Raw genomic sequence first — 25,981 nt, forward strand, 5'->3', positions numbered from 1 at the left:
TTAATTCTTGCGGAACATTTTCAGCATGCGCTGAGTGACGGTAAACCCGCCGAAAATATTGATGCTGGCGATCAGCACGGCGATGAAAGAGAAAAAGGACACCCATCCACCATGTCCGATCTGCAACAACGCGCCCACCACAATGATGCCGGAAATGGCATTGGTGACCGACATCAACGGCGTATGCAGCGCGTGGCTGACGTTCCAGACCACGTAGTACCCCACCACGCAGGACAGCGCGAATACGGTGAAGTGCGACAGGAACTCTTTCGGCGCCACATTCGCCAGCCAGCCAAACAGCACAATCGCGATAGCGATGAAAATAAATTTCTTCCAGGGCGACGCGGGTTTAGCGTCCTGCTGCGCGACGGCCGCCGCGGCCGGTTTGGCCTGTTGCGGCTGAGCGGAAACCTGAATCGGCGGCGCCGGCCAGGTGATTTCGCCGGCCTTGATGACCGTTACGCCACGGATGACGGTATCCTCGAAATCGATCTCGATCTCGCCGTTCTTCTCTTTGCACAGCAGCTTCAACAGGTTCACCAGATTGGTGCCGTACAGTTGTGAAGACTGGGTCGGCAAACGGCTCGGCAGATCGGTATAACCGATGATTTTCACACCATTTTCCGTCACCGTGACCCGATCCGCGACGGTCAGCTCGCAGTTACCGCCGGTCTGGGCCGCCAGGTCGACAATCACGCTGCCGGGTTTCATGCTCTGCACCATCTCTTTGGTGATCAAGCGCGGAGCCGGTTTGCCGGGGATCAGCGCCGTGGTGACAAGAATATCCACCTCTTGCGCCTGCGCCGCGAACAACGCCATTTCCGCCTTGATAAAGGCTTCAGACATCACCTTGGCGTAGCCGTCGCCGCTGCCGGCTTCTTCTTCGAATTCCAGCTCCAGGAACTCGGCGCCCATGCTTTTAACCTGTTCTTTCACTTCCGGGCGGGTATCAAACGCACGCACAATGGCGCCCAGGCTGCCTGCCGCGCCAATCGCGGCCAGACCCGCCACGCCCGCGCCGATGATCAGCACCTTGGCCGGCGGCACTTTACCCGCCGCCGTGATCTGACCGGTGAAGAAACGGCCGAATTCATGCGCGGCTTCGACAATGGCGCGATAACCGGCAATATTCGCCATTGAACTCAACGCATCCATCGACTGTGCGCGCGAAATACGGGGAACGGAATCCATCGCCAGCACCGTCACCTGGCGGGCCGCCAGCGTTTCCAGCAATGCCGGGTTCTGCGCCGGCCAGATGAAGCTGATGATCGTGCTTCCGGCACGGGTCAATTCCACTTCCTCATCCAGCGGGGCGTTAACCTTGAGCAGGATATCGCTCTGCCAGACAGCCGCCGTATCCAGAATCGTTGCGCCGGCCTGCTCGTAAGCCTCATCCTCAAAACTGGCGAGTTTTCCGGCCCCACGCTCAATGGCGACCTCAAAGCCCAGTTTCAGCAGCTGCTCCACCGTTTTTGGCGTGGCTGCGACACGGGCTTCATTGGCCAACCTCTCTTTTGGTACACCAATACGCATTGTGAATCCCTTTTCGTTGTCACGAAGGTTTTATATGGTTGTGTCAATCACCTAAAAACTAACTTGTCGCCGTTGCCAGCACCCTCAGGCGATAGCGATAAGTCCCTTTATAACCTACTTAAAATGGAATTAATGATCCACCGCTAAAACCATTAGGTTCTAAAAGCAGAATTTTGACAGGTGACGATGGCTATTTATGGTTAAAAATCACAGCTAAAACAGATTTTTCTAACATTATTACCATATTAATGTTTCGAGCCATCTCACAAAAAGCCCCTGTTAACGCTTTGTTAAGCGCACTGATTCTGATAAATATCGTTTATAAAAGGAATTCGGTTATTAATAGTGATTATTTCCATTTTTCTCTTCTTCCATTATCAACTCAGCGGTTTTGCGGGATTTGGCTTAAAATGCAGAGGCATAACGTCAGGTTCCGTGCCATAATCAGCGGCTACCACAGAAGATGGCTTGGTACGTATTCACCGTATGCGTCAGGCGAAAGGATTTTTTATGAAGCTGAAAACTAGCGTTGTTGCATCAACTCTTTTATCAATAGTAGCGTTTTCGGCGCAGGCTGCGCAGGAACTTACGCCAGAGAAAGCAGAATCACTAAAACCCTTTGAGCGTATTACCTTTTTAGGTCGTTACGATGCCATTTACGAAGCAGCGTCCGATGCCTCTAAAAAGGCGGATGAGCGTGGCGCGGCGGCTTTTTATATCCAAAGCACCTCGGAAGTGAACGGTGGGCGCTGGGCCGTTACCGTGGATCTGTACCACAAGGACGCGCCGGAAGCGACCAAAGACACCAACTACCGTGAATTCAGCGGCGTGAAAGAACTGCCGAAAGATGACGCGGTACGTCTGGAACCCTATGACACGGTCACAGTCACCGGTTATTTTGGCAACCAGCCGGAAGTGAATGAAGCCATTGGCAAAGCAGCCAAGCAGAAAAACGCGTATTCCTTCTATATCGTGCGTCAGGTCGATATCAACTCCAGCGGCGCAACCCAGTCCATCACCGCTTTCGTCTACAAAAAAGATGCGCCGAAACGTCAGGTGCAAAGCCCGGACGCCATCCCGGCAAACTCGGAAGCCGGCAAAGCAGCGATTGCCGCTGGCGGCGCAGCGGCTTCCAAAGTGGAAATCCCTGGCGTAGCTACCTCTTCTAGCCTGAGTAATAAAGTGGGTAACTTTTTCCAGACCCAGTCTTCCTCTGTCGGATCACGTTACAGCGTCACCATGCCCGATGGCACAAAAATTCAGGAGCTGAATAACGCGACGGCGGCACAGATGGCACCGTTTGACTCCATTAGCTTCCGTGATAGCTTCAGTAGCCCCACGGATATTTCTGAAGAGGTAGCGAAGCGAGCGGCGAAAAAAGGCGCCAAGTTCTACCACATCACCAAAGAGTGGCAGGAAAACGGCGACCACTACACCATCAGCGCCGACTTGTATAAATAATCGTTTTGTACAAATAACCATGGTTCGATGCATAAAAAAACCGCCTGTTGGCGGTTTTTTTACATCTGCGGGTAAATCAGTTGCTGGTATCCAGTTCCGGGAAGCTTTTGACCAGTTCATCGATCGCTTTCATCTGCTGCAGGAACGGTTCCAGTTTAGCCAGCGGCAAAGCGGAAGGGCCGTCGCACATGGCGCTGTTCGGTTCCGGGTGTGCTTCAATAAACAGCCCTGCAATTCCGACCGCCATACCGGCACGCGCCAGTTCGGCCACCTGAGCACGACGTCCGCCGGACGCGGCGCCGAACGGATCGCGGCATTGCAACGCGTGGGTAACATCAAAAATCACCGGCGCGCCGTGGGAAACCTGCTTCATGACATTAAAGCCCAGCATGTCCACCACCAGGTTGTCGTAGCCAAAGTTACTGCCGCGATCGCACAGAATCACCTGCTCGTTGCCGCCCTCGCGGAATTTATCCACGATATTGCCGACCTGCCCCGGACTGATGAACTGCGGTTTCTTGATGTTGATGACCGCGTCGGTTTTCGCCATCGCTTCCACCAGGTCAGTCTGGCGGGCGAGGAACGCCGGCAGCTGAATGACATCCACCACTTCGGATACCGGTTGCGCCTGCTGCGGCTCATGCACATCGGTAATGATTTTCACGCCAAAAGTTTGCTTCAGTTCCTGGAAAATCTTCATCCCTGCTTCCAGACCCGGACCACGGTAAGAGTGGATGGAAGAGCGGTTCGCCTTATCAAAAGACGCTTTGAAAACATAGGGGATACCCAGTTTCTGCGTTACCGTGACATAGTGCTCGCAAATCCGCATCGCCAGATCGCGGGATTCGAGCACATTCATGCCGCCAAACAGAACAAACGGCAGAGAGTTGGCAACCGGGATATCTCCGATGTTAACCACTTTATTGTTCATAAACTTACCTTATTGTCGGATAAATCAGATGATCGGGGTTCAGGCGTTTTACCGAACTAGTGCAGCACAATCTGCTTCTGCTCGATAGAGTGAATCTGCACCTTAATCATTTCGCTAACCGGATCTTCCGGGCATTGTTCCACGAAATAGCTCAGGTCTGACAAGGCGATATGATCGCATTCCAGTTGGGCGTAAATCAGGCCACGGTCACGGATTTCATACGGATCTTCCGGGTCGAACTGCAGCACGGCTTCACTGGCGCGCAGCGCCAGCTCCATCTGTTTCTCTTCCATCAGCGCGACCTTGAGCGTATCCAGCAGCTTGCGGACAATCATCACGTTTTCCGCTTCATCCAGATCGCTGTCCATCAGCCTGGCGGAAAGACCAATGTTGCCTTTTAGCCACACTTCCAGCACGTGTTCGCTCAGCGTGTCGCCGTTTAGCGGATTAATCAGCCACATTTCATCGTCGAGCCAGTCGGCGCGTAAAATCAGCTGGGTCGGGAAAATTACCGGCATCAGCGGCAACCCCAGCTGATTAGCGATATGCAGGAAGATAATTCCCAACGATACCGGCATCCCCTGTCGGGTAGCCAGCACGTTGTCCAGCCACAGTACGTCGGACAAATGGTAAACGCCACTGGCGCCGCCAAAGCCCCAGGAATGGAAGAAGAGCTCAATGAGCTGTTCCAGCTGTTGATCCTGATCCAGATCGGCGGAGATGACCGCCCGCGCTTCTTCAACGAGTTGCTGCAGATTTTGTCTCACTTCCTGCGCGGAAAAATCGCGGCGTATTGACTGGGAAACCAGAATCACGCCTTCACTTAAGGGGGACTGGTTAAATTCAAAATCAGCAATAGAACTCATAGTTATTCCATCAAGCAAAGATAACGTCAGCTGCACGCCTGAAAAAGCAAATTATTCATCAGCCCATGCACGCCTTGCGGGCGCGGAAGCCAGCGGATCAGATAATAATGCCAAACCTGGCGCTCGTCAGCAGGTCTGTCCAGAACGTCGAGCGATAATCATGGCTAATCATTACCAATGTGATCCGGCTCAAGCCCCGGCAACGCAGGTTGAGGCCGCATTCAACGCCCGTAGATTGCCCCGGCGGGCCATTGCCCCAGCGTCACTCGCTCATTATCGCCATAATCGCGGTAGGTTTTCACTTGCACAAAACCATACTGCGTCAGTAATGACCGTACCGCATCGCCCTGCTGCCAGCCGTGTTCCAGCAGTAGCCAGCCGCTATCCAGCAAAAATCCCCCCGCTTGCCGGATAATTTGCCGCAAATCAGCCAGCCCAGCCTCTCTCGCCACCAGCGCGCTGGCGGGTTCGAAACGCACATCGCCTCGCGACAGGTGCGGGTCATGCTCGTCAATGTAGGGAGGATTGCTGACAATCAGAGAGAAACGCTGCCCATTCAGCGGCGAAAACCAGTCTCCCGGCAAAAACCGGGCATTGGCGATTCCCAACTGACTGGCGTTATGATTGGCCAGCGCCACCGCGTCGGGCTGACGATCAATCCCCACCACCTGACAATCCGGCCGCTCATGCGCAATCGCCAATGCAATCGCTCCGGTGCCGGTGCCCAAATCCAGCACCGATGAGGCACCGGCGGGCAAATGCGCCAGCGCGTGTTCAACCAAACATTCGGTATCCGGACGCGGGATCAGCGTCGCCGGCGATACGGCCAGCGATAGCGACCAGAACTCCCGATGCCCGACCAGATAGGCAATCGGCTCGCCGGTGGCGCGGCGCGCCAGCAAGGCTGCAAGCGCCGAGCCCTCGCCATCGGTCAACTCGGTTTCACCAAACGCCAACAGAAACGTGCGACCTTTTCCGGTCACATGTTCCAACAGAATCTCGGCGTCTCGCTTCGGGCTGTCGCTGGCCTGCAGTCGGGCTGCCGCCTGTTTCAGCCAGTCCTGATAATTCATTGATCCTGCTCGGCCAGCGCCGCCAGTTGATCCGCCTGATATTCCTGCACGATAGGCTGAATCAGCATATCCAGTTTGCCTTCCATCGCCTCGTCCAGCCGATAGAGCGTCAGGTTGATACGATGATCGGTCACCCTTCCCTGCGGAAAGTTGTAGGTGCGGATACGGTCGGAGCGGTCGCCGCTGCCCAACAGGTTACGCCGGGTCGAGGCTTCTTCCTGCTGGCGCTTTTGCATTTCCGCGGCGCGAATGCGGGCAGCCAGCACCGACAATGCTTTGGCTTTGTTCTTGTGCTGTGAACGCTCATCCTGACACTCGACCACAATGCCGGTCGGCAGGTGGGTGATACGGATAGCGGAATCGGTGGTGTTGACGTGTTGCCCGCCGGCGCCGGAGGAGCGGAAGGTATCGATTCTCAGATCGGCAGGGTTGATATCCGGCAGTTCCGCTTCCGGTACTTCCGGCATCACCGCGACGGTACAGGCGGAGGTATGGATACGCCCCTGCGACTCAGTGGCCGGTACCCGCTGCACCCGGTGGCCGCCGGATTCGAATTTCAACTGGCCGTAGGCGCCGTCGCCCGCTACCTTGGCGATCATCTCTTTGTAGCCGCCGTGTTCGCCGTCGCTGGCGCTCATGACTTCAACCTTCCAGCGGCGGGATTCGGCATAACGGCTGTACATACGGAACAGATCGCCGGCAAACAGCGCGGCTTCGTCACCGCCGGTGCCGGCGCGAATTTCAAGGAAACAACCGCGTTCGTCATCCGGATCCTTCGGTAGCAACAACACCTGTAATTGCTGTTCCAGTTCTTCGCTGGCCGCTTTAGCCGTTTTCAGTTCGTCCTGCGCCAAATCGCGCATTTCGGGGTCATCCAGCATCAGTTCGGCCGTGGCGAGATCGTCCTGCGTCTGCTGCCAGCGCTGAAAGCAACGGGTAATGTCGGTAAGTTGCGCGTACTCGCGGGACAACGCCCGGAAACGGTCCATATCGGCAATCACGCTGGGTTCTCCCAGCAGCGCCTGCACTTCTTCATGGCGCTCTTGTAACGCTTCCAGTTTGGCAACAATAGAAGGCTTCATGCGGGCAGTTCAATCCTGTGTTGAATCATTATGGGGGAAGAAGAATGCTAGTTCAGACCGAGGCTGTCACGCAAAATCTGCAAACGCTCCAGATCGCCGTCGCGGGCGGCCTGTTGCAATGACCGGGTGGGAGCATGAATCAGGCGATTGGTCAGCCGGTGCGCCAGTTCCTGCACGATGGCATCCACATCGCCGCCGTTCTGTATCGCCGCCAGCGCTTTGGCGGTCATATCATCACGCAGGCGATCGGCCTGAGAACGATAGTCGCGGATGGTGTCCACCGCCGCCTGCGCACGCAGCCAGGCCATGAACTCCGAACACTCCTGCTGCACGATGGACTCAGCCTGAATGGCCGCCGCCTTACGCTGCGCCAGATTGTGCTGAATGATCGCCTGCAGATCATCGACGCTATACAGATAAATGTTCGGCAATCGCCCGACTTCAGGCTCGATGTCGCGCGGTACGGCGATGTCCACCATCAGCATCGGCTGATTACGGCGGGTTTTCATCGTACGCTCCATCATCCCTTTACCGATGATGGGCAACGTACTGGCGGTAGAACTGATGACGATGTCCGCCTGCGGCAAATAAGCACCCAGTTCCGCCAGCGTAATCACATCGGCGCCCACTTCTTCGGCCAGCAACTGAGCACGCTCGCGCGTCCGGTTGGCAATCACCATCCGCTTCACGCGATGCTCGCGCAAATGACGGGACACCAGTTCGATGGTTTCGCCTGCGCCCACCAGCAGGACATTGACGTCGGCCAAAGATTCGAAGATCTGCCGCGCCAGCGTACAGGCGGCAAACGCCACCGACACCGCGCTGGCGCCGATATCGGTTTCGGTGCGTACCCGTTTGGCGACGGTAAACGACTTCTGGAACATGCGCTCCAGTTCGCCTGACAATGAACGTTCGCGCTGAGAATCGGCGAAGGCTTTCTTGACCTGCCCCAGAATCTGCGGTTCGCCCAGCACCAGCGAATCCAGTCCGCTGGCGACGCGCATCAGATGGCTGACGGCAGCATTGCCTTCGTGCCAGTAGAGATTTTTACGGATTTCATCAGGACTGAGCCGGTGATAATCACACAACCAGGCGATCAACTGTTCGCGCCGGTTTTCCTGCTCTTCCACGCTGAGATAAAGTTCGGTGCGATTGCAGGTGGAAAGCAACACCCCGCCCTGAACCAGCGGTTGCTGTAACAGACTGTGCAGCGCCTGCCCCTGTCTGTCCGGAGAGAACGCTACACGTTCCCGCAGAGAGACTGGTGCTGTTTTATGATTGATGCCAAGCGCAAGCAGGGTCATGGTCTACAGAGTAATCCCGATGTTAGTATGGGTTTCATCTGAGTGGCATTCTACTTGAAGCCTGCGGGCAAGAAAAGTGACCCTGGGCGACTACATTCACGTTGTTCCACCGCGCCGGGCAGCATCACAGGCATTGACGCTGCCAGTCAACCCCGCTAGCGTGACGCCTTGTTGTGAACCCATGATGCTTGTAACAGGACCTTTTCGACATGCCCAATAATCCCGTTCGCGCCTTACGGTTACTGCCTTTGGCGAGTGTGTTACTGACAGCCTGTACCCTGACGCAGCCCACCTTGCCGGGTAAAAAACCGACCTCTCCCGAGTGGCGCGAACATGAGCAAAAAGTACAAAATCTGACCCAGTATCAGACCCGCGGCTCCTTCGCCTATATTTCCGATAGGAAAAAGCTGTACGCCCGTTTCTTCTGGCAACAGCCTTCTCCACAGCGTTACCGTCTGTTGCTCAGCAATCCGCTAGGGGGCACAGAACTGGAGCTACAAGTCAGCCCGGACCTGGTGCAGATTACCGACAATCAAGGTAAGCGCTACATGGGTAAAGACGCGCAGCACATGGTTCAGCAGCTCACCGGCATGGCGATTCCGCTCGATAATTTGCGCCAGTGGATGCTCGGTCTGCCGGGCGACGCGCAGGATTTCGCTCTGGATGAACGCGCTCTGCTGCGCAGCGTGAACTATCAGCAGGGCGACCAGCACTGGAACGTGTCCTACCTGTCCTATACTGACGGTCCACTGCCGTTGCCGCAGAATCTGGAACTGACCCAGGGCGAGCAACGCATCAAACTGAAAATGGACAACTGGACGACGCAATAGCTCATGGCGACCGCATGCAACCGCTGGCCTTCCCCGGCCAAACTGAATCTGTTTTTATACATCACTGGTCGTCGCCCGGACGGTTACCATAATCTGCAGACGCTGTTTCAGTTTCTGGATTACGGCGACACCCTGGCCATTACGCCACGGCAGGATCAGCAAATCGTCTTACTGACACCGCTGCCCGGCGTTCCCGATGAACAGAATCTGGCCGTTCGCGCCGCCCGCCAGTTGCAGGACCATTGTCGACAGGCCGGATTGCCGTTTGCCGGCGCCGATATCGCCGTCGACAAACGTCTGCCGATGGGCGGCGGCCTGGGCGGTGGTTCGTCTAACGCCGCCACGGTACTGGTGGCGCTGAATCAGCTGTGGGGCAGCCGGATACCGGTCGACACATTGGCCGCACTGGGCCTGAAGCTGGGGGCGGATGTGCCGGTATTCGTGCATGGGCACGCCGCGTTCGCCGAAGGCGTGGGAGAACGGTTAACACCCGCGTCGCCGCCGGAAAAATGGTATCTGGTGGTGCACCCCGGCGTCAGCATTCCCACCCCGCTCATCTTTGCCGATCCGGATTTGACGCGAGATACGCCGGTACGCCCGCTGTCACAATTACTGACACAAACTTTCAGCAACGATTGTGAAGCTGTCGCAAGAAAACGTTTTCGTGAGGTTGAAGAGCGACTTTTATGGCTGTTAGAATACGCACCGTCGCGCCTGACCGGCACCGGCGCTTGCGTGTTTGCCGAATTCGACACCGAGTCCGCCGCTCGTCAGGTGCTAAACCGGGCCCCGGAAGGATTGCATGGTTTTGTTGCGCGTGGTGTTAACGTTTCCCCGCTGCAGCGGCGGCTTTCCGGGCAATTCAAGGATTGCTAAAACACCACCGCCGACCGTGATGTTCTAGCGATCTTTTCCATACACCCGTATGTATATCCTGCTTGCGGTACGACACACGGCCTTCCGCAGGCGGAATATTTCTCTGGACGCAAGCTTGAGGTTCTTCTCGTGCCTGATATGAAGCTTTTTGCTGGTAACGCCACACCGGAACTAGCACAACGTATTGCCAACCGTTTGTACACCAGTCTGGGCGACGCTGCTGTTGGTCGTTTTAGCGACGGCGAAGTCAGCGTACAAATCAACGAAAATGTACGCGGTGGTGATATTTTCATCATCCAGTCGACCTGTGCTCCCACCAATGACAATCTGATGGAGCTGGTCGTAATGGTTGATGCCCTGCGCCGCGCTTCCGCAGGACGTATTACCGCTGTCATCCCCTACTTCGGCTATGCACGTCAGGATCGCCGTGTACGCTCCGCCCGCGTGCCGATTACCGCCAAAGTCGTGGCTGACTTTCTTTCCAGCGTCGGCGTTGACCGTGTCCTGACGGTGGATCTCCACGCCGAGCAGATTCAGGGGTTCTTCGACGTACCGGTAGACAACGTGTTCGGCAGCCCGATTCTGCTGGAAGACATGTTGCAACAGAATCTGGACAACCCGATCGTGGTTTCTCCGGATATCGGCGGCGTGGTTCGCGCTCGCGCTATCGCCAAACTGCTGAACGACACCGATATGGCGATCATCGACAAGCGCCGTCCGCGCGCCAACGTCTCTCAGGTGATGCACATCATCGGTGACGTCGCCGGCCGCGATTGCGTGCTGGTCGACGACATGATCGACACCGGCGGTACCCTGTGCAAAGCGGCGGAAGCCCTGAAAGAGCGTGGCGCTAAACGCGTCTTCGCCTACGCCACCCACCCGATCTTCTCTGGCAACGCTTACGAGAACATCAAGAACTCTGTTATTGATGAAGTGATTGTCTGCGATACCATTCCGCTGTCGGAAAATATCAAGTCGCTGCCGAACGTACGCACGCTGACTTTATCAGGTATGCTGGCAGAAGCCATCCGCCGTATCAGCAACGAAGAATCTATTTCTGCGATGTTCGAGCACTAATCGATATTTCGGCTGCAATGACTACGCCACCGGATAATGATTATCCGGTGGCGTTTTTATTAGAGATGAAGAACATTTCCGTATTTTTACTGAAATACTCAATCGTTCAACAGGATCCTTAATATACCCGTCATACTTCAAGTTGCAGGTGTGTTGGCTACGTTACTCGGCCCCTCCTTGGGCCTCGCCCTTTCAGGGCCGCAGCAAGCTGCGTTCAAATCTGCTCCCGGCAGATTTGTCGTTCACCCGAATAACTTGTCTGAATAAGCTCATCGAGATTCACTCACTTGCCGCCTTCCTGCAACTCGAATTATTTGGGGTATAGACCGGAATGATCGGTTATAGAGCGACTTTGCGCTGAGTCCTGGCTTGTAACGCTTTAACCACAGCCTCCCCAAGCGCCGTTGCAGAAGCTGGGTTTTGTCCGGTAATTAAACGCCCATCAACAACAACGTTGTTCTCAAATATTGGTGCTTCTTCAAACTTTGCCCCGCCTTTCTTCAAAGCACCTTCCAGTTCAAATGGCACGATCTTGTCATACTGCCGGGAAACCTCTTCCGCTGCTGTAAATCCTGTGAGGCGACGACCTTTGATTAAGCTTTCACCGTTGCTGAGTTTCACATTTATGAGCCCTGCCGGGCCATGGCAAACGGCACTAATAACATCCTTGTTTTCGTACATAGTTCGCACAATATTATTGAGTTCAGTATTATTTACAAAATCCCACATCGGACCATGACCACCGACGAGCAGAATCGCAGAATATTTTGATGGGTCAACATCCGATAATTTAATCGTTTGACCAAGCTTGTTTCGGTGTTGGGGGTTGGTCCAAAAATCCAGGCTAGCCTGATCTTTCAAGTCGAAACCATCGAAAGGAGCCAAGCCACCTTTGGGACTTGCAATGTCAAAGTCAAAACCCGCTTTATCAAAGACCTTTACTGGATGAGTCAATTCTGGAAACCAAAATCCCCCAACGAGATTTTCTGTTTTCTTATCCAGACTGGAGACGACAATTAATATCTTTTCCTGTTGTTGAGTTTCCTGGGCAGCCCCCGCAATAACAGATGCCGAGAATACGGTAATGGCGATGATGAGACGCACAAAATACGTTGCAAGTGACATATGATTTCCTTCGGATTGTTGGTGTGTCCTCACTGTATCTGAGTTCAAAACCCAGAGGTAGACGGCTAAAACGGAACAGATTGTTTAAAAAAACATGCCAATAGCCTTGTATTAAGGTGAATTATTACCACAGAATATAAATACGCGAACGAGATGAAAATAATACGAGAGGATTCGAGATGAGCCAAAACAATGATTTTGATGGGTTGCCGGAATTTCTGGCTATCTCGAAAAGGCTTAGTATTCGGAAAGCGGCTATCGATCTTGGCAAAACACCAGGTTCAGTCAGTCAAGCGTTGCAGAAATTGGAGAATCGCCTTGGCATGCTCCTTTTTCATAGGACAACGCGTAAAATGGCATTGACAGAGGCCGGAAAGAACCTGCTCTTGAAGATAGAGCCCGCTGCGCGTGCAATTTCAGTAAGTCTCGAAGACGCGGTTCAGTCGTCAAAGGCTCCGGCTGGGACATTGAGGTTAATCGTAGAGCGTCTGGCCTTACCGCATGTTATTGAACCTTTATTACCCGCATTCCGCCAGGAATGGCCAAATGTAAACCTGGATATTACTGTCAGTAATCGCCACAACAATTTTATTTCTGAGGGTTATGATGCGGGTATCTTGATCGGTTCATACATTGAGCAGGATATGATTGCGATACGACTTTCCAGGCCTTTTCAATGGGCGGTTTTTGGGGCTCCAGCCTATTTCAAACTACATGGGAAACCTAAAGTCACCAATGATCTTGTTCATCATGAATGTATTCGGTTTCGTCGCCCGGAAAAAGGCGATATTTATCGTTGGGAATTTATTGAGAACAATGAAACAGTACGTATTGACCCGACAGGAGCCATTACGGTCAATGATGGTGAACTTATGCGTAACCTTGCTGTTAAAGGGGTCGGCCTCATCTACTCGTCTACATTCCACACTTCGCGCGAACTGGCAACGGGAAGCCTGGAGCCCGCACTGCTTGACTGTTCCCCAGGAAATGATGGTCTTTTTCTCTATTTTTCGAAAGCAGGCAGAAATCAACCCAAGTTGCGCGCGTTTATTGAGACATGTTCCCGTATAATGAATGTTTAAAATTTATAATATATTTTATGTTTAAAATAATTCAAATTGCAGGACAAGGCTCATTTTAGCCTTGTAATACGGTCCCAAAGCAGCGAAACACAGGGGGACCGAGTAGCAAAGCCAGAGCACCTGCAACTTGAAGTATTATGGGTATAAACATGTCGACGGATAAAGCGACACTGCCGCCATCCGGTTTCCACCAGTTGGCGCTTATTGGATATAGCCGTTACTTGTTAATCAGGGATGCCGTTCGCGACGACAGCGTTTATCAAAGTGCTTCAGCCACCAATAACGATCCGTCACATTTTCCCGTCCACTAATACGCGCGCCCGCCAGCCACAAAATAGCGCCGGCAAAAATAGCCAGTAACTCCACGTAATAGAGCGAACCCGGCAAATTCAATTCAGGCAGCTGATTAGCTATCGAATAAGCTATTCCGGCAATCATAAGCAACATACCTAATCCCATAAATACGTTGCCCATCATCACAGCATTTCTACGTTTCATATTTCACCTCCAGAAATATCCAGTGGAAATAACCAAAATATTGCTGCGTGTCTTTCTGATTTATTCACAGTATAAGCAGCACTTCACTATGGGGTTGCGTGAAGGATCACATGTTGGTGATCAAGTGCCCCTGCGTTACACTAACGGTTTTACCAATTATCCTGATACGTCGTGACCTTAGGCTCCCCTAAAAACGTATCATGTGAGTCGTATCAAATTATGAGTGGTATCAAACTGTGAGTGGTATCAAATTGTGAGTGGTATCAAATTGATTGTAGGTCTGGCGAACCCTGGTGCCGAATACGCCACCACCCGCCATAACGCCGGCGCCTGGTACATTGACCGCCTGGCGGAAGCCTACCGACAGCCGCTGAAAGAAGAGAGTAAATTTTTCGGCTATACCGCACGTCTGTCTATGGCGGGTAACGATGTACGCCTGCTGGTGCCCACAACGTTCATGAACCTGAGCGGCAAAGCCGTAGCGGCGATGGCAACCTTCTATCGCATCCAGCCCGATGAAATTCTGGTGGCGCACGATGAACTGGACCTGCCGCCCGGCGTCGCCAAACTGAAGCTCGGTGGCGGTCACGGCGGCCACAATGGGTTGAAGGATATCGTCAGCAAACTCGGCAACAACCCCAATTTTCACCGTTTACGCATCGGCATCGGCCATCCGGGTGATAAAAACAAGGTGGTGGGATTTGTGCTAGGCAAACCGCCCGCCAGCGAACAGACGCTGATCGATCAAGCGATTGACGAATCATTGCGCTGCACCGATATCCTGATGAAGGAAGACATGATCAAAGCCATGAACCGCCTGCACGCGTTCAAAGCGTCATGATGGGCGATCGGGCGAATCGAGTTCATGCCACATTATGTGTATAATTGGCATTAAGACTGACTTTTTCCATTATGACAGGCTTTTTCCAAACAAAGCCTGATGATTAGTGATTTTTAAGGTGACATAAACATGGGATTCAAATGCGGTATCGTTGGGCTGCCTAACGTGGGTAAATCCACTCTGTTCAACGCGCTGACCAAAGCCGGTATCGAAGCGGCCAACTTTCCGTTTTGTACTATCGAACCCAACACCGGCGTAGTGCCGATGCCGGACCTGCGCCTCGACCAGTTGGCCGAGATTGTCAAACCGCAGCGTACCGTCCCCACCACCATGGAGTTTGTGGATATCGCCGGTCTGGTGAAAGGCGCCTCCAAAGGCGAAGGTCTGGGCAACCAGTTCCTGACCAACATCCGTGAAACCGAAGCCATCGGCCACGTGGTACGTTGCTTTGAAAATGAAAATATCATCCACGTTGCCGGTAAAGTGAACCCTGCCGATGATATTGATACCATCAACACTGAGCTGGCGTTGTCGGATCTGGACACCTGTGAACGCGCGCTGCATCGCGTACAGAAGAAAGCCAAAGGCGGCGATAAAGACGCGAAAGTTGAACAAGCCGCGCTGGAAAAATGCCTGCCGCAGTTGGAAAACGCCGGTATGCTGCGCGCGCTGGATCTAAGCGCGGAAGAGAAAGCGGCGATCCGCTATCTGAGCTTCCTGACCCTTAAACCAACAATGTACATTGCCAACGTTAATGAAGACGGCTTCGAGAACAACCCTTATCTGGATCAGGTTCGCGAAATCGCAGCGAGAGAAGGTTCCGTGGTAGTGCCGGTATGTGCCGCGGTTGAATCCGACATTGCTGAACTTGATGATGAAGAGCGCGATGAATTCATGGCGGAGCTGGGTCTGGAAGAGCCAGGCTTAAACCGCGTAATCCGCGCGGGTTATGAATTGCTGAACCTGCAAACCTACTTCACCGCTGGCGTAAAAGAAGTTCGCGCCTGGACCATCCCGGTTGGCGCCACTGCCCCACAGGCGGCCGGTAAAATTCACACCGACTTCGAAAAAGGGTTTATTCGCGCCCAGACTATCGCCTTTGATGATTTCATCACTTACAAAGGTGAACAAGGCGCCAAAGAAGCCGGTAAAATGCGTTCAGAAGGGAAAGAATATATCGTTAAAGATGGCGATATTATGAACTTCTTGTTTAACGTCTAAATTTTCTTCTGTTGTCTTCATGAGGCTTCACTGATTCTCATGAAGGCCGACAAACCCATAAAATCCACGCAGTTGCGTGGATTTTTCTTTTCGTAATGTCTCATGTAATGGACTGACCCCCTCCCCGGTAGACGATCCTGGACTGGCCCTGGACTGACCCCACAACCGCAAACAGCCCCATGAATCCCTGAATAATCTGACGCCAGCAGAATACCGGCATGATGGCTGAAAAACCGGATATATCAAAAAGTACGTGGAACCAAAACGGGTGTGCTTACACCATCACACACTGACAAAATAGGTCGCAGAGAAAATAGCCCGATAATATTTAACCGTTTGTTTTTTTAATGAATATATTCTTCGCGGGAAATATTAGTCGCATTATCCTGTCAATAACTGGCTTATCGAAGCTGGAACAATCCACCACCTTATTGCTGCAATAAATAGCGCTAATAGACGTTGTGAACTGCTGGTAAATCCCAAGTTTCATGTGGCTTAGGTGGCTTTTATCCTTTATCGTATAAAGCATTAAGACAATTCTTAAGGCTATATATCATGTCGACGATAAGTTGGCCTGGTAGCCCTATTCAGCAGGATTTGTGTTCACCGGGCTCCTCCATCAATAAACATGGCCTGAGTGATATATTCTCATTGGAGACGGAATTTTATGAGCATTAAGGCATATGTCAGTGTCGCCCATAAGCTGGGATTCACTTCGCACCAAAATGCGGTTCCCCTGTTACGTGAACTGGTATTACATAACGAATCTGACCAAACGTACCAGGATTTAACGCTGCATTTGCAGACAACACCTGCGGTGCTGGAAGCAAAACAGTGGAAAATTGATCGCTTGCTTCCTCACTCCTCACTAGATATTCGCGATCGCGATGTTAAGCTCGACGCAAAATGGCTGGCTGAACTGACTGAAAGCGTGGTGTGCGAAATTACGCTGTGTTTACGTCAGGGAGAGGATGAACTTTTTACCGTTAATTATCCGCTTGAAGCCCTGGCAAAAAATGAATGGGGCGGCGATGCAATGGTTGAATTGTTGCCGTCTTTCATTACGCCTAACGACCCTGCGATTGATCGCCTGCTTAAAGCCACATCGGATGTTCTTCGTAGTGCAGGGAAAAGAGAAGCCCTGGATGGCTACGAAAGCAAATCCAGAACTCGGGTCTGGGAGATAGCCTCCGCCCTCTGGACTGCCATCTGCAACATGAATATCAGTTACGCTCTTCCCCCTGCCAGCTTTGAACACAACGGTCAGAAGATTCGTACACCCGGAGCCATCGTGGAGGCAAGGGTCGCCACATGTCTGGATACCACACTCTTATTTGCATCCACGCTAGAACAACTCGGTCTAAATCCGCTGGTCTTTTTAACGGAAGGTCATGCTTTTGTCGGCCTGTGGTTGCAACCGCAAGAGTTTGCGCAACTCGTCACCGAAGATGTCTCCGCCGTACGTAAGCGAATCGATTTAAAAGAGATGGTCGTATTTGAAACGACGCTGGCAACACAAGCGTACCCGGCATCGTTTACTCAGGCTTCCGTAGAGGCTCTCCAGCATCTGACAGAAAAAAAATTCTACGCCGCCATTGATGTACGGCGTGCTCGAATGCAAAAAATCCGCCCGTTGGCGCTGGGAGCATTGTGTACGACAGGGCAGACTGCCGACACGGAACAGATCATTTCTCATGGATTTGAAGATGCGCCGCAGCTGCCTTCATTTGATATTGAGATCGACATCACTGATGAAAAAGGTGCAACCAGCCGGCTGGTCCAATGGCAACGAAAATTGTTGGATTTAACAACCCGGAACCGCCTATTGCATCTGCCGGAAAGTGCGAAAGGCATCCGATTGGTATGTTCTAACCCTGGGATGCTTGAAGATAAACTTGCGGAAGGCAAGCGTCTGCGTATTGTCTCTTTGCCAAATCTCGAAATGGGCGGTCGGGATGCAGAATTATACCAGCAACAGACGCATGAAAACTTACGTGATGAGTATGCACAAAACGCGCTGGAACGTGGCGAAGTCGTCTCCCCTCTTGAACAAGAACGCCTTGAATCTTCACTAATTGATCTCTATCGCAAATCCAAAAGTGACCTCGAAGAAGGCGGTGCCAATACACTTTTTCTGGCTGTCGGTTTCCTTAAATGGAAAAAGGCTGCCGATGACCCTAAGAGTTATTTCGCGCCACTCATTCTTCTGCCCATTCAGTTGGATCGGAAAAGTGCGCTCTCTGGTGTGACAATGCGCTTGCTGGAAGAAGAACCTCGCTTCAATCTGACGCTACTCGAGCTACTGCGTAACGATTTCGCGCTGACCATCAACGGGCTGGATGGCGAATTACCAACCGATGAAAGCGGTATTGATGTTGATGGTATATGGAATGTTATACGCCGCGCAGTCCGTGATATCCCGGGCTTCGAGGTCACTCGCGATGTCGTGATTGGTACCTTTTCGTTCGCCAAATATCTAATGTGGAAGGATCTCGTCGACCGCACGCCGCAACTGATGGAAAGCCCGTTGGTCAAATACCTGATTGAGCGTGGACAGGAAAATGCCACGTTGCAAAAGAGCGGTGAAATCATAGATGTCGATAAACTAGATGACGAAATAGGAACACAGGAACTTTTTTTGCCATTACCTGCAGACTCGTCGCAAGTTGCAGCTGTAGTGGCATCGGCAAAAGGTCGCGATTTTGTGCTGGACGGGCCGCCTGGAACAGGCAAGTCGCAAACAATAGCCAATATGATTGCGCACAACCTTGCGCTGGGTAGACGCGTGCTGTTTGTGGCTGAAAAAAAAGCCGCTCTGGATGTCGTTTACCGCAGGTTGGAGGCGCAAGGATTAGGTGAGTTTTGCCTAGAATTACACTCCAGTAAAACCTCGAAGATGGATTTCCTCAAGCAACTCGAACGCGCGTGGGACGTACGCGACGTGCTGACCACCCAGGAATGGGAAGAGGAAGCAAGCAAGTTGCAAACTCTTCGTGACAAGCTTAACGAAGTTGTCCGTTTGCTTCATAAACGTTGGCCTAACGGTTTAACGCTACATCATGCAATGGGTCGAGTTATAAAAGATGTCAGTGCAGCAACACCGCTATTTACATGGCCGGCTGATACGCTGCATACCGCAGAACAGATGGAATATTTCAGGCAGATAGCCAGACGCCTGGAGCTTAACCGTGCTGCTTTTCAACAACACGGCGAACATTTTGCCGCCATTGCACAAACGGACTGGACGAACGGATGGCAGTCATCACTGATTGTCAGTGCGAAAGCTCTGCCCGGAAAAATAGAAAACCTAGAACAAGCGGCTGATGCGCTACTGCAGGCAAGTGGACTTGAACTGGACGTCAAAGAGCCAGCAAAACTGGCACAGCTGCTCGCTTTTTGCGAACTCCTGACCAAAGCAGGCGACATCGATCTCAGTTTTATGTTCACTCCCGATGCGACAGCCCGCATTCAGGCTGCCCATACAGCAATCGCCCTGCTGCAGGAGATAACCACCACTAAAGAACGGTTGTCAGTCAACTATCCTGCGGATAGCTGGCAACACGTCAACGTGCCGCAAATCCAACAAGCACTAACGCAAGCGGGTAAAAAGTTCTGGTTCTTCGCCACCAGCGCACGCAAAAAAGTTATCCAGGGTGTAATGCAGCAACATGCGCTCAGTTCAGCACCGGATTTGGCTGCCGATTTACCTGTTATTGATCTACTGCAGCCGTTGTCACAACGTCTGACGGCGATAAGTAGCGAGACGGCAACGCTACCGGGCTGGAGCAGTCTGGCAACAGATTACACAAAATTAGCAGCGACGGTGGCACTCGCGGAAGAGATCCGCAACAAACTCGGTACGTTAGCGTCTTCACCACAACAACTTGCAGGGATTCGCACTGCCGTTAAAACCCTAGTCATTGATGCCAATGATTTGCTGGGTGCGGCCGGTGTGGTTGCGAATTTATGCCAGAACCTTCGTACTGCACTTACCGGGTTTAGCGAAGCCAAAACAACCTTCTGTGGCCTGATAAAAACGCAAGAAGAAAATCCGTCTATCCCCACATTGCGGAACTGTGCGTTAAACATAATGCAGAATTCATCAGCACTGAAAGCATGGAGTGACTGGAGTCGCGTGCGGGAAGAAGCCATTTCTCAGGGGCTGATGCCCATGCTGGATGCGCTGGCTCATCTTGATACCTCAGAAACGAGTGCCTCAGAGATTTTCGAAACTGCCTATTGTCGCTGGTTCGCCTCATGGGTCATTGATTCGGAACCGCTACTGCATAATTTTGTTCCGGCCGAACATATGAGTGACATTGAGGCATATCGCCAGCATACCGATCGCCTAGCAAAGTTAACGGTTCGTTACATTCGTGCCCGCCTGTGTGGCGTGATCCCCGCAAAAAACGAAATAGACAAACAGGGTGGCTTTGCCTTACTGAAGCATGAACTACAGAAATCTCGTCGTCATAAGCCTGTTCGGCAAATGGCCGCAGAGATGGGCGATGCAATGTCGAAACTTGCACCTTGTATGCTTATGAGCCCTCTTTCAGTAGCGCAATTTTTGCCTTCCAGCCAGGCTTTGTTTGATTTGGTGATCTTTGATGAAGCATCACAGATATCCCCCTGGGACGCCATTGGCGCAATGGCTCGTGGTAAACAAGTTGTCGTGGCTGGCGACCCACGTCAGATGCCGCCAACCAGTTTCTTCAATCGTGGGGCAAGTGATGTGGACGATGATGTTGAAGAGGATATGGAAAGCATTTTGGATGAATGCCTTGCCGCCGGGTTATACAACCATAGCCTGAGCTGGCACTACCGTAGTCGCCATGAAAGTTTGATCACCTTCTCTAACCACCGCTATTATGACGGGAACCTGATCACCTTCCCTGCGTCGGAAACGCGACAAAGTGCTGTTCAGTGGTGCAAAGTTGCTGGCGTTTATTCGAAAGGTAAAGGTCGTCACAATCAGGCCGAAGCCGAAGCCATCGTCGCAGAGACCGTAAAACGTCTGACGGATAAAAAATTTGTCGCTTCAGGTAAGTCGATTGGCATTATTACCCTGAATACCGAACAACAAAAACTGATCAATGACTTGTTGGATAGAGCCCGTCAGCAACATCCTGCAATTGAGCCCTTCTTTCAGCAAGAGCTTGAAGAACCCGTGGTGGTTAAAAACCTTGAGACAGTTCAGGGCGATGAGCGCGATCTGATTATGCTCGGTATTGGGTTCGGCCCTACAGAACCCGGTGCCAATACGATGTCCATGAGCTTTGGCCCACTCAATCGTGAAGGAGGCTGGCGACGCCTGAATGTTGCCGTCACGCGTGCGCGTCAGGAGATGATGGTATTTACCTCATTCGACTCTTCAATGATCGACCTCAATCGAACCAGCGCACGTGCTGTCGCCGACCTTAAGCATTTCATCGAATTTGCTCAACGGGGCCCGGTAGCATTGGCACAGGCTGTTCGTGGTTCGGTTGGCGGCTATGACTCACCTTTTGAAGAAGCGGTTGCTAGTGGTCTGAGAAGAAAAGGCTGGCATGTTGTTCCGCAAATAGGTGTCTCCCGTTTCCGTATTGATCTGGGGATCGTTCATCCGGATAAACCGGGCGATTACCTGGTCGGCGTTGAGTGTGATGGCGCCACCTACCATAGCGCAGCCACAGCCCGCGATCGTGATAAAGTTCGCAGCGCTATCCTGCAAGGCCTCGGCTGGAAATTATTACGCCTCTGGTCAACGGAGTGGTGGATTGATAAAGAAGGTGCGCTTGAGCGACTTGATTCGGCCATTCGAGATCTGCTTGAAGAATCCAGAGCCACTGATGCAATGCATACGGCGGAGGCAGAGGAACCTGCTGATATTAGCGGTGAAACAACCGCGATTGCAGAGTCGGATGATCTCCTCGTAACTACCGCCATTGCGCAGGGAGCCAACGATGAAGAAATCTCAGCACCTGTCGAAGTGATAAAGCAACCCAGTAAAAAGTCTGAAGACGACGATAGCGCAGAGACCGCTGTGCCAGAGCTAAAATACGCCTCATCACCGACCCCGGAAATTACCTTACCCGCTCAGGGGGCTAAATACATCGTTAATGACCTGCAAGAATGGAATAGCAGAGTTGATGCCGAACGCTTCTACATTGGTGGGTATGACGAAACGCTGAGAGGGCTCATCGACTCAGTGGTGAAAGCTGAATCTCCACTGCTGGAAACAACGTTGGTGCAGCGCATTGCACGCGTCCACGGTTTCAATCGTGCTGGCAGGCTAATTCGTGAAAGGGTGATGGAGTTGGTGGATCAGCATTATCATGTTGCGACAGATCATTTTGGTGAAAATTTTGTCTGGCAGTCCACAACTCAGCAGGCAGACTGGAATACATTCCGTTTGCCTGCGACAGAAAATGATATTCGCCAGATTGATGCTATCCCTGCAGAAGAGTTACGCGCATTGGTGCTGAATACAAAAGGCGAGTACAAAATTGCAGATATCACCCGATCATTGGGCATTAAGCGGCTAACAAGCCAAGCAAGACAAAAACTGGAGTCATTACTCTAAGTCAGACAGGCTATTCCTGGGTTATCGACAGGAATAGCCATCATTCAATTCTTCAGTCCCTTGTTTTTTTTCCCACCTGCGCAAATTTGACCGCCTTGGTCGTAATGCGATGGATATTCGAAAAACAGTGGAACAGCTGGCGACTTCCGATATACGTGTTAATTGCCTAGCACTCGGAGAAGTGGATTTAACCAGCCCTGCCGGTACTCTTCCGGTGTCAGGTTATTCAGGGATTCGTGAGGCCGTGACCAGCTCCTCATTGATTAATACTCGGCTACGTTAGTGACGCTTAAAAACTGCTTTCAAAGAATCGCAAACTTCCGCTCATCGCTCATTGCGCCGCTCAGATACTTCGCATTGTCGACTCTATAAAGGATAGAGTTCAATCACTATTAGCTGTTCTATTTAACTGTAAGACGCAGTAACTCCCCGCTGGGGGGTTTGACCTGCTCCCCATTGATTAACACACGACGATGTTAGTAATGTCTTCATCAGCAACATGAGGACAACCCCATGAAGAAGCGTTTTTCCGACGAACAGATCATCAATATTCTTCGCGAAGCCGAGGCGGGTGTTTCCGCCCGCGAACTTTGCCGTAAGTACGCCATCTCCGACGCCACGTTTTATACGTGGCGTAAGAAGTTTGGTGGCATGGAATTACCTGAAGTAAAAAGGCTTAAGTCACTTGAAGAAGAGAACGCCCGCCTCAAGAAGCTGCTCGCCGAAGCCATGCTGGATAAAGAGGCACTACAGGTGGCTTGGGACCGAAAGTACTGACGACAGACCAGAAGCGGGAAGCCGTGACAGTGATGTGCAAAGCGACAGGTCTGTCGCAACGGCGTGCCTGCAGGCTGACAGGTTTGTCCCTGTCGACCTGCCGTTATGATGCGCACCGCCCGGCTACTGATGCGTATCTGTCTGCACGTATCACCGAACTGGCAATGGAACGCCGACGTTTCGGTTACCGGCGTATCTGGCAGCTTCTGCGTCGTGAAGGCCTTTGCGTTAACCACAAACGGGTCTACCGCATCTATCATCTCAATGGCCTGGGCGTAAAACGCAGACAGCGCCGTAAGGGTCTGGCGACTGAGCGGCTTCCGCTTCTTCGCCCGGATGCGCCGAACCTGACATGGTCGATGGATTTTGTCATGGATGCACTTGCCAGCGGCCGCCGGATTAAGTGCCTGACTTGTATGGATGATTTCACGAAAGAATGTCTGACGATCACTGCTGCTTTCGGTATTTCAGGCGTTCAGGTCACGCGTATTCTGGACAGCATCGCGCTCTTTCGTGGCTATCCGGCGACAATAAGAACCGATCAGGGCCCGGAATTTACTTGCCGCGCGCTCGAACAATGGGCCTTTGAGCATGGTGTGGAGTTGCGACTTATCCAGCCAGGTAAGCCAACGCAGAGCGGATTTATTGAGAGTTTCAACGGTCGCTTTCGGGATGAATGCCTGAATGAACACTGGTTCAGCGATATTCTTCATGCCCGGAAAATCATTAATGACTGGCGGCAGGACTATAATGAGTCCAGACCTCATTCATCGCTGAATTACCAGACGCCGTCTGAATTTGCAGCAAGCTGGAGAAATGGAAAATTAGAAGGTAAACAAACCGACATTACTAACTGATCGTTGTATCTAATACTGGGGGCAGGTCAGTTTGCGCTGACGTACCGTCACAGTACGTATTGAGTGTCTGTGTTTTCCCTAGGTAACTCTACGGGCTGGTTGCGTTTGAATGTGTAGCGGTACATATTCAGATAAACGGCCCCCGGCGACACAGTCATCTCGAAGACATTAGTCCAAAATGGATAAACAGGTGTTGTGGTAGCTAGCCTTAGAGGAAGACACAAATCAAAGTGAGTACATGAATGAGTATAAAAATAAATAAACTATTTATCAAAATTTTAAACTTAAAATCACAGTTCAACGTCTAATTTTCTTCTGTTGTCTTCATGAGGATTCACTGAATCTCATGAAGGCCGACAAACCCATAAAATCCACGCAGTTGCGTGGATTTTTCTTTTTATGCTGTCTTACCAGGTCTTGTGGAGGCGCGTTGAAAAACGCGTATAAACAGTTTCCATCTTTATGGTAGTCGGGTACAACAGCATTATAAGAAATGTATAAGAAACCATGATGCTCGCAGATATTCAGTTATGAGCATAATTTTTTTCGTAAAAAATGAGAGTTACCTTTGTTTGCATCAGGTGTTTGCATCAGGGCGCCACCATCGGTAACTCTCACGCTTTCAGGCTGATATGTCAGAGCTGGTCGGGATAATGCAAATGATTATTTACCGACAAAGGTGGTCACACTTAACGGATTCAGCCATACCGTCGCCTTGCCGCTGTCATCGACCTGATATGAGCCGCCATATTCAACATTCAGCACTTCTGATGTGCTGTATTTTTCAAATTTACCGACGTTAGCGTTACTGATATTCAGCGACAACATTTGGTCTGAGTCATTCGTGTTTACAGCAACAATAACCATTTTTCCATCCGAGTTCTTGTAGGCTGTAAGGTGAACATTTGACTGGGGATTTTCCGTAGCCTGAATACGAAGGGCACCAGGGCGAACAAACCGGGCATATTGCGACATCACGTAACCACGCTTACTGACTTTACCGTCTTCAGTCAGTAATCCATACGAGCGACGGATATACCACCAGACATAGGCGCTATAATTTGACACCATGCTGGCATTCAGTTCAGTACCCACGTCAAGGGCTGAGGTCCAGTTATTGGCCGATTGTTTGGAATCAACATAGTGTTCGGTCATCCACAGTTGCTTACCTGCATTCTGTGCTAACGGATACGGTTTAGGCGTCGTTCCATACAGGTGCCCACCGATGATTGACACATATTTTGATGCGTCACTATCTTTCAATACCGGATCAGTTAATGCAGGGTTAAAACCTAACGATTCCGCGACAATGACTTTGAGTGAACCAAATTTAGATCCTTGCGATTTGAGATAGTTTTTGAATTCATCACCACTCCACTCGCAGGATTCATAATCAGGCTTCCAGTCGGGCTCGTTTTGTATAGAAATAGCATAAATGGGGGCACTGTTAGTCTGCATGTATTTGGAAAAATCCAGCAGGTGCGAGGTATAGGCAGAGTAATGTGCCGGAAGCAAACGCCCACCGTTTATCAAACTGTTGTTGCTTTTCATATACGCGGGTGGCGTCCAGGGGGTAGCCATTAATTTAGCCCCCAGCGAGACGGCCTTACGCGCACTCGGAACTTGTATATTCCATTTATTGTAGTCGGGATCAATTCTTATTCGCATAATTGATAGCCCTATCTGGCCAGCATCATTACCGAATGCAGTATTAATTTGCTCTGTTGTCAGATCATTTATCCACCCAGCACCATTCATCCCGCCAAAACCTTGAATTGTCTGGTAATTAACTTTTGCGTCAATCTTCACTGTATCAGCATAGGCAGAAAACGCTCCTGCCGTGACTGAAACCACAATAGCCGCACTCAAACAATGGCGAACCCAGCAAGTTACATTTCCATTCATAGCATCCATCCTTAATAACATGAATATTGGGAAACAATTATAAAAACTAACTTTATTATTCCTGAAAAGCTATAAATACA

Annotated in this window: 18 protein-coding genes and 1 pseudogene; 10 read left to right on the top strand and 9 right to left on the bottom strand. The window is 51.5% G+C overall.

Going from position 1 to position 25,981, the window contains the following annotated elements; genetic code table 11:
* Nucleotides 1–1,533, bottom strand: coding sequence for a Re/Si-specific NAD(P)(+) transhydrogenase subunit alpha (pntA, locus tag DDA898_RS11205; RefSeq protein WP_013317984.1), 1,533 nt, complete (start codon nucleotides 1,531–1,533; stop codon nucleotides 1–3).
* A gap of 510 nt (nucleotides 1,534–2,043) precedes the next feature.
* Here pntA and ydgH point away from each other — a divergent pair.
* On the top strand, nucleotides 2,044–2,994 hold the full coding sequence (gene ydgH / locus DDA898_RS11210) for a DUF1471 family protein YdgH (RefSeq protein ID WP_038909807.1): 951 nt from the start codon (nucleotides 2,044–2,046) through the stop codon (nucleotides 2,992–2,994).
* Between the two features lie 76 nt (nucleotides 2,995–3,070).
* Here ydgH and kdsA read toward each other — a convergent pair whose 3' ends face one another.
* From kdsA to hemA, 5 genes are all read right to left on the bottom strand, one after another.
* A complete protein-coding gene (kdsA, locus tag DDA898_RS11215) occupies nucleotides 3,071–3,925 on the bottom strand; it encodes a 3-deoxy-8-phosphooctulonate synthase (RefSeq protein WP_038909808.1) in 855 nt (284 codons plus the stop codon).
* Between the two features lie 56 nt (nucleotides 3,926–3,981).
* Nucleotides 3,982–4,791, bottom strand: a complete 810-nt coding sequence (gene sirB1 / locus DDA898_RS11220; RefSeq protein WP_013317988.1) for an invasion regulator SirB1 — start codon at nucleotides 4,789–4,791, stop codon at nucleotides 3,982–3,984.
* 221 nt (nucleotides 4,792–5,012) lie between these two features.
* Nucleotides 5,013–5,864, bottom strand: coding sequence for a peptide chain release factor N(5)-glutamine methyltransferase (gene prmC / locus DDA898_RS11225; protein WP_038909809.1), 852 nt, complete (start codon nucleotides 5,862–5,864; stop codon nucleotides 5,013–5,015).
* Nucleotides 5,861–6,946 (bottom strand): peptide chain release factor 1, encoded by a 1,086-nt coding sequence (prfA, locus tag DDA898_RS11230; protein ID WP_038909810.1) that lies wholly within the window; start codon nucleotides 6,944–6,946, stop codon nucleotides 5,861–5,863. The genes prmC and prfA overlap by 4 nt, the downstream gene beginning before the upstream one ends.
* A 47-nt stretch (nucleotides 6,947–6,993) precedes the next feature.
* On the bottom strand, nucleotides 6,994–8,250 hold the full coding sequence (gene hemA / locus DDA898_RS11235) for a glutamyl-tRNA reductase (RefSeq protein ID WP_038909811.1): 1,257 nt from the start codon (nucleotides 8,248–8,250) through the stop codon (nucleotides 6,994–6,996).
* A 209-nt stretch (nucleotides 8,251–8,459) separates the two neighbouring features.
* Here hemA and lolB point away from each other — a divergent pair, with 209 nt between their 5' ends.
* The 3 genes from lolB to prs all read left to right on the top strand — a co-directional run bounded on the left by lolB (nucleotide 8,460) and on the right by prs (nucleotide 11,033).
* Nucleotides 8,460–9,080: a lipoprotein insertase outer membrane protein LolB gene (gene lolB, locus DDA898_RS11240; RefSeq protein ID WP_013317992.1), complete on the top strand. Its 621-nt coding sequence runs from the start codon at nucleotides 8,460–8,462 to the stop codon at nucleotides 9,078–9,080.
* A 3-nt stretch (nucleotides 9,081–9,083) separates the two neighbouring features.
* The gene (gene ispE, locus DDA898_RS11245) at nucleotides 9,084–9,956 is read left to right on the top strand and encodes a 4-(cytidine 5'-diphospho)-2-C-methyl-D-erythritol kinase (protein WP_038901247.1); all 873 of its coding nucleotides are present in this window, start codon (nucleotides 9,084–9,086) and stop codon (nucleotides 9,954–9,956) included.
* Nucleotides 9,957–10,085: 129 nt separating this feature from the next.
* The gene (gene prs, locus DDA898_RS11250) at nucleotides 10,086–11,033 is read left to right on the top strand and encodes a ribose-phosphate diphosphokinase (RefSeq protein ID WP_012769780.1); all 948 of its coding nucleotides are present in this window, start codon (nucleotides 10,086–10,088) and stop codon (nucleotides 11,031–11,033) included.
* A gap of 339 nt (nucleotides 11,034–11,372) precedes the next feature.
* On the opposite strand, the gene DDA898_RS11255 is transcribed toward prs, so the two are convergent.
* Nucleotides 11,373–12,158, bottom strand: coding sequence for a type 1 glutamine amidotransferase domain-containing protein (locus DDA898_RS11255; protein WP_038909812.1), 786 nt, complete (start codon nucleotides 12,156–12,158; stop codon nucleotides 11,373–11,375).
* 179 nt (nucleotides 12,159–12,337) lie between these two features.
* Between DDA898_RS11255 and DDA898_RS11260 the strand changes: the two genes are divergently transcribed.
* Nucleotides 12,338–13,240: a LysR family transcriptional regulator gene (locus DDA898_RS11260; protein WP_038909813.1), complete on the top strand. Its 903-nt coding sequence runs from the start codon at nucleotides 12,338–12,340 to the stop codon at nucleotides 13,238–13,240.
* Between the two features lie 228 nt (nucleotides 13,241–13,468).
* On the opposite strand, the gene ychH is transcribed toward DDA898_RS11260, so the two are convergent.
* Entirely contained in the window at nucleotides 13,469–13,738 is a 270-nt protein-coding gene (ychH, locus tag DDA898_RS11265; protein ID WP_013317997.1) for a stress-induced protein YchH, read from the bottom strand.
* Between the two features lie 253 nt (nucleotides 13,739–13,991).
* On the opposite strand from ychH, the gene pth reads away from it, so the two are divergent.
* The 5 genes and pseudogenes from pth (at nucleotide 13,992) to DDA898_RS11295 (ending at nucleotide 23,996) form a co-directional block, all read left to right on the top strand.
* Entirely contained in the window at nucleotides 13,992–14,579 is a 588-nt protein-coding gene (gene pth, locus DDA898_RS11270) for an aminoacyl-tRNA hydrolase (protein ID WP_013317998.1), read from the top strand.
* Nucleotides 14,580–14,708: 129 nt separating this feature from the next.
* Nucleotides 14,709–15,800 (top strand): redox-regulated ATPase YchF, encoded by a 1,092-nt coding sequence (gene ychF / locus DDA898_RS11275; protein WP_013317999.1) that lies wholly within the window; start codon nucleotides 14,709–14,711, stop codon nucleotides 15,798–15,800.
* A gap of 667 nt (nucleotides 15,801–16,467) precedes the next feature.
* Nucleotides 16,468–22,362, top strand: a complete 5,895-nt coding sequence (gene proA / locus DDA898_RS11285) for an anti-phage protein ProA (protein WP_038911224.1) — start codon at nucleotides 16,468–16,470, stop codon at nucleotides 22,360–22,362.
* A gap of 82 nt (nucleotides 22,363–22,444) precedes the next feature.
* Nucleotides 22,445–22,603, top strand: a pseudogene (locus DDA898_RS23660) (recombinase family protein); the annotation flags it as partial.
* A 272-nt stretch (nucleotides 22,604–22,875) separates the two neighbouring features.
* A protein-coding gene (locus tag DDA898_RS11295) for an IS3 family transposase (protein ID WP_152490683.1) occupies nucleotides 22,876–23,996 on the top strand; the annotation gives its coding sequence in 2 pieces (ribosomal slippage) (nucleotides 22,876–23,119 and nucleotides 23,119–23,996; 1,122 coding nt in all).
* 663 nt (nucleotides 23,997–24,659) lie between these two features.
* Here DDA898_RS11295 and DDA898_RS11300 read toward each other — a convergent pair.
* A complete protein-coding gene (locus tag DDA898_RS11300) occupies nucleotides 24,660–25,901 on the bottom strand; it encodes a glycoside hydrolase family 30 protein (protein WP_038909814.1) in 1,242 nt (413 codons plus the stop codon).
* Nucleotides 25,902–25,981 lie beyond the last annotated feature (80 nt).

Source organism: Dickeya dadantii NCPPB 898, from assembly GCF_000406145.1.
Lineage (GTDB): Bacteria > Pseudomonadota > Gammaproteobacteria > Enterobacterales > Enterobacteriaceae > Dickeya > Dickeya dadantii.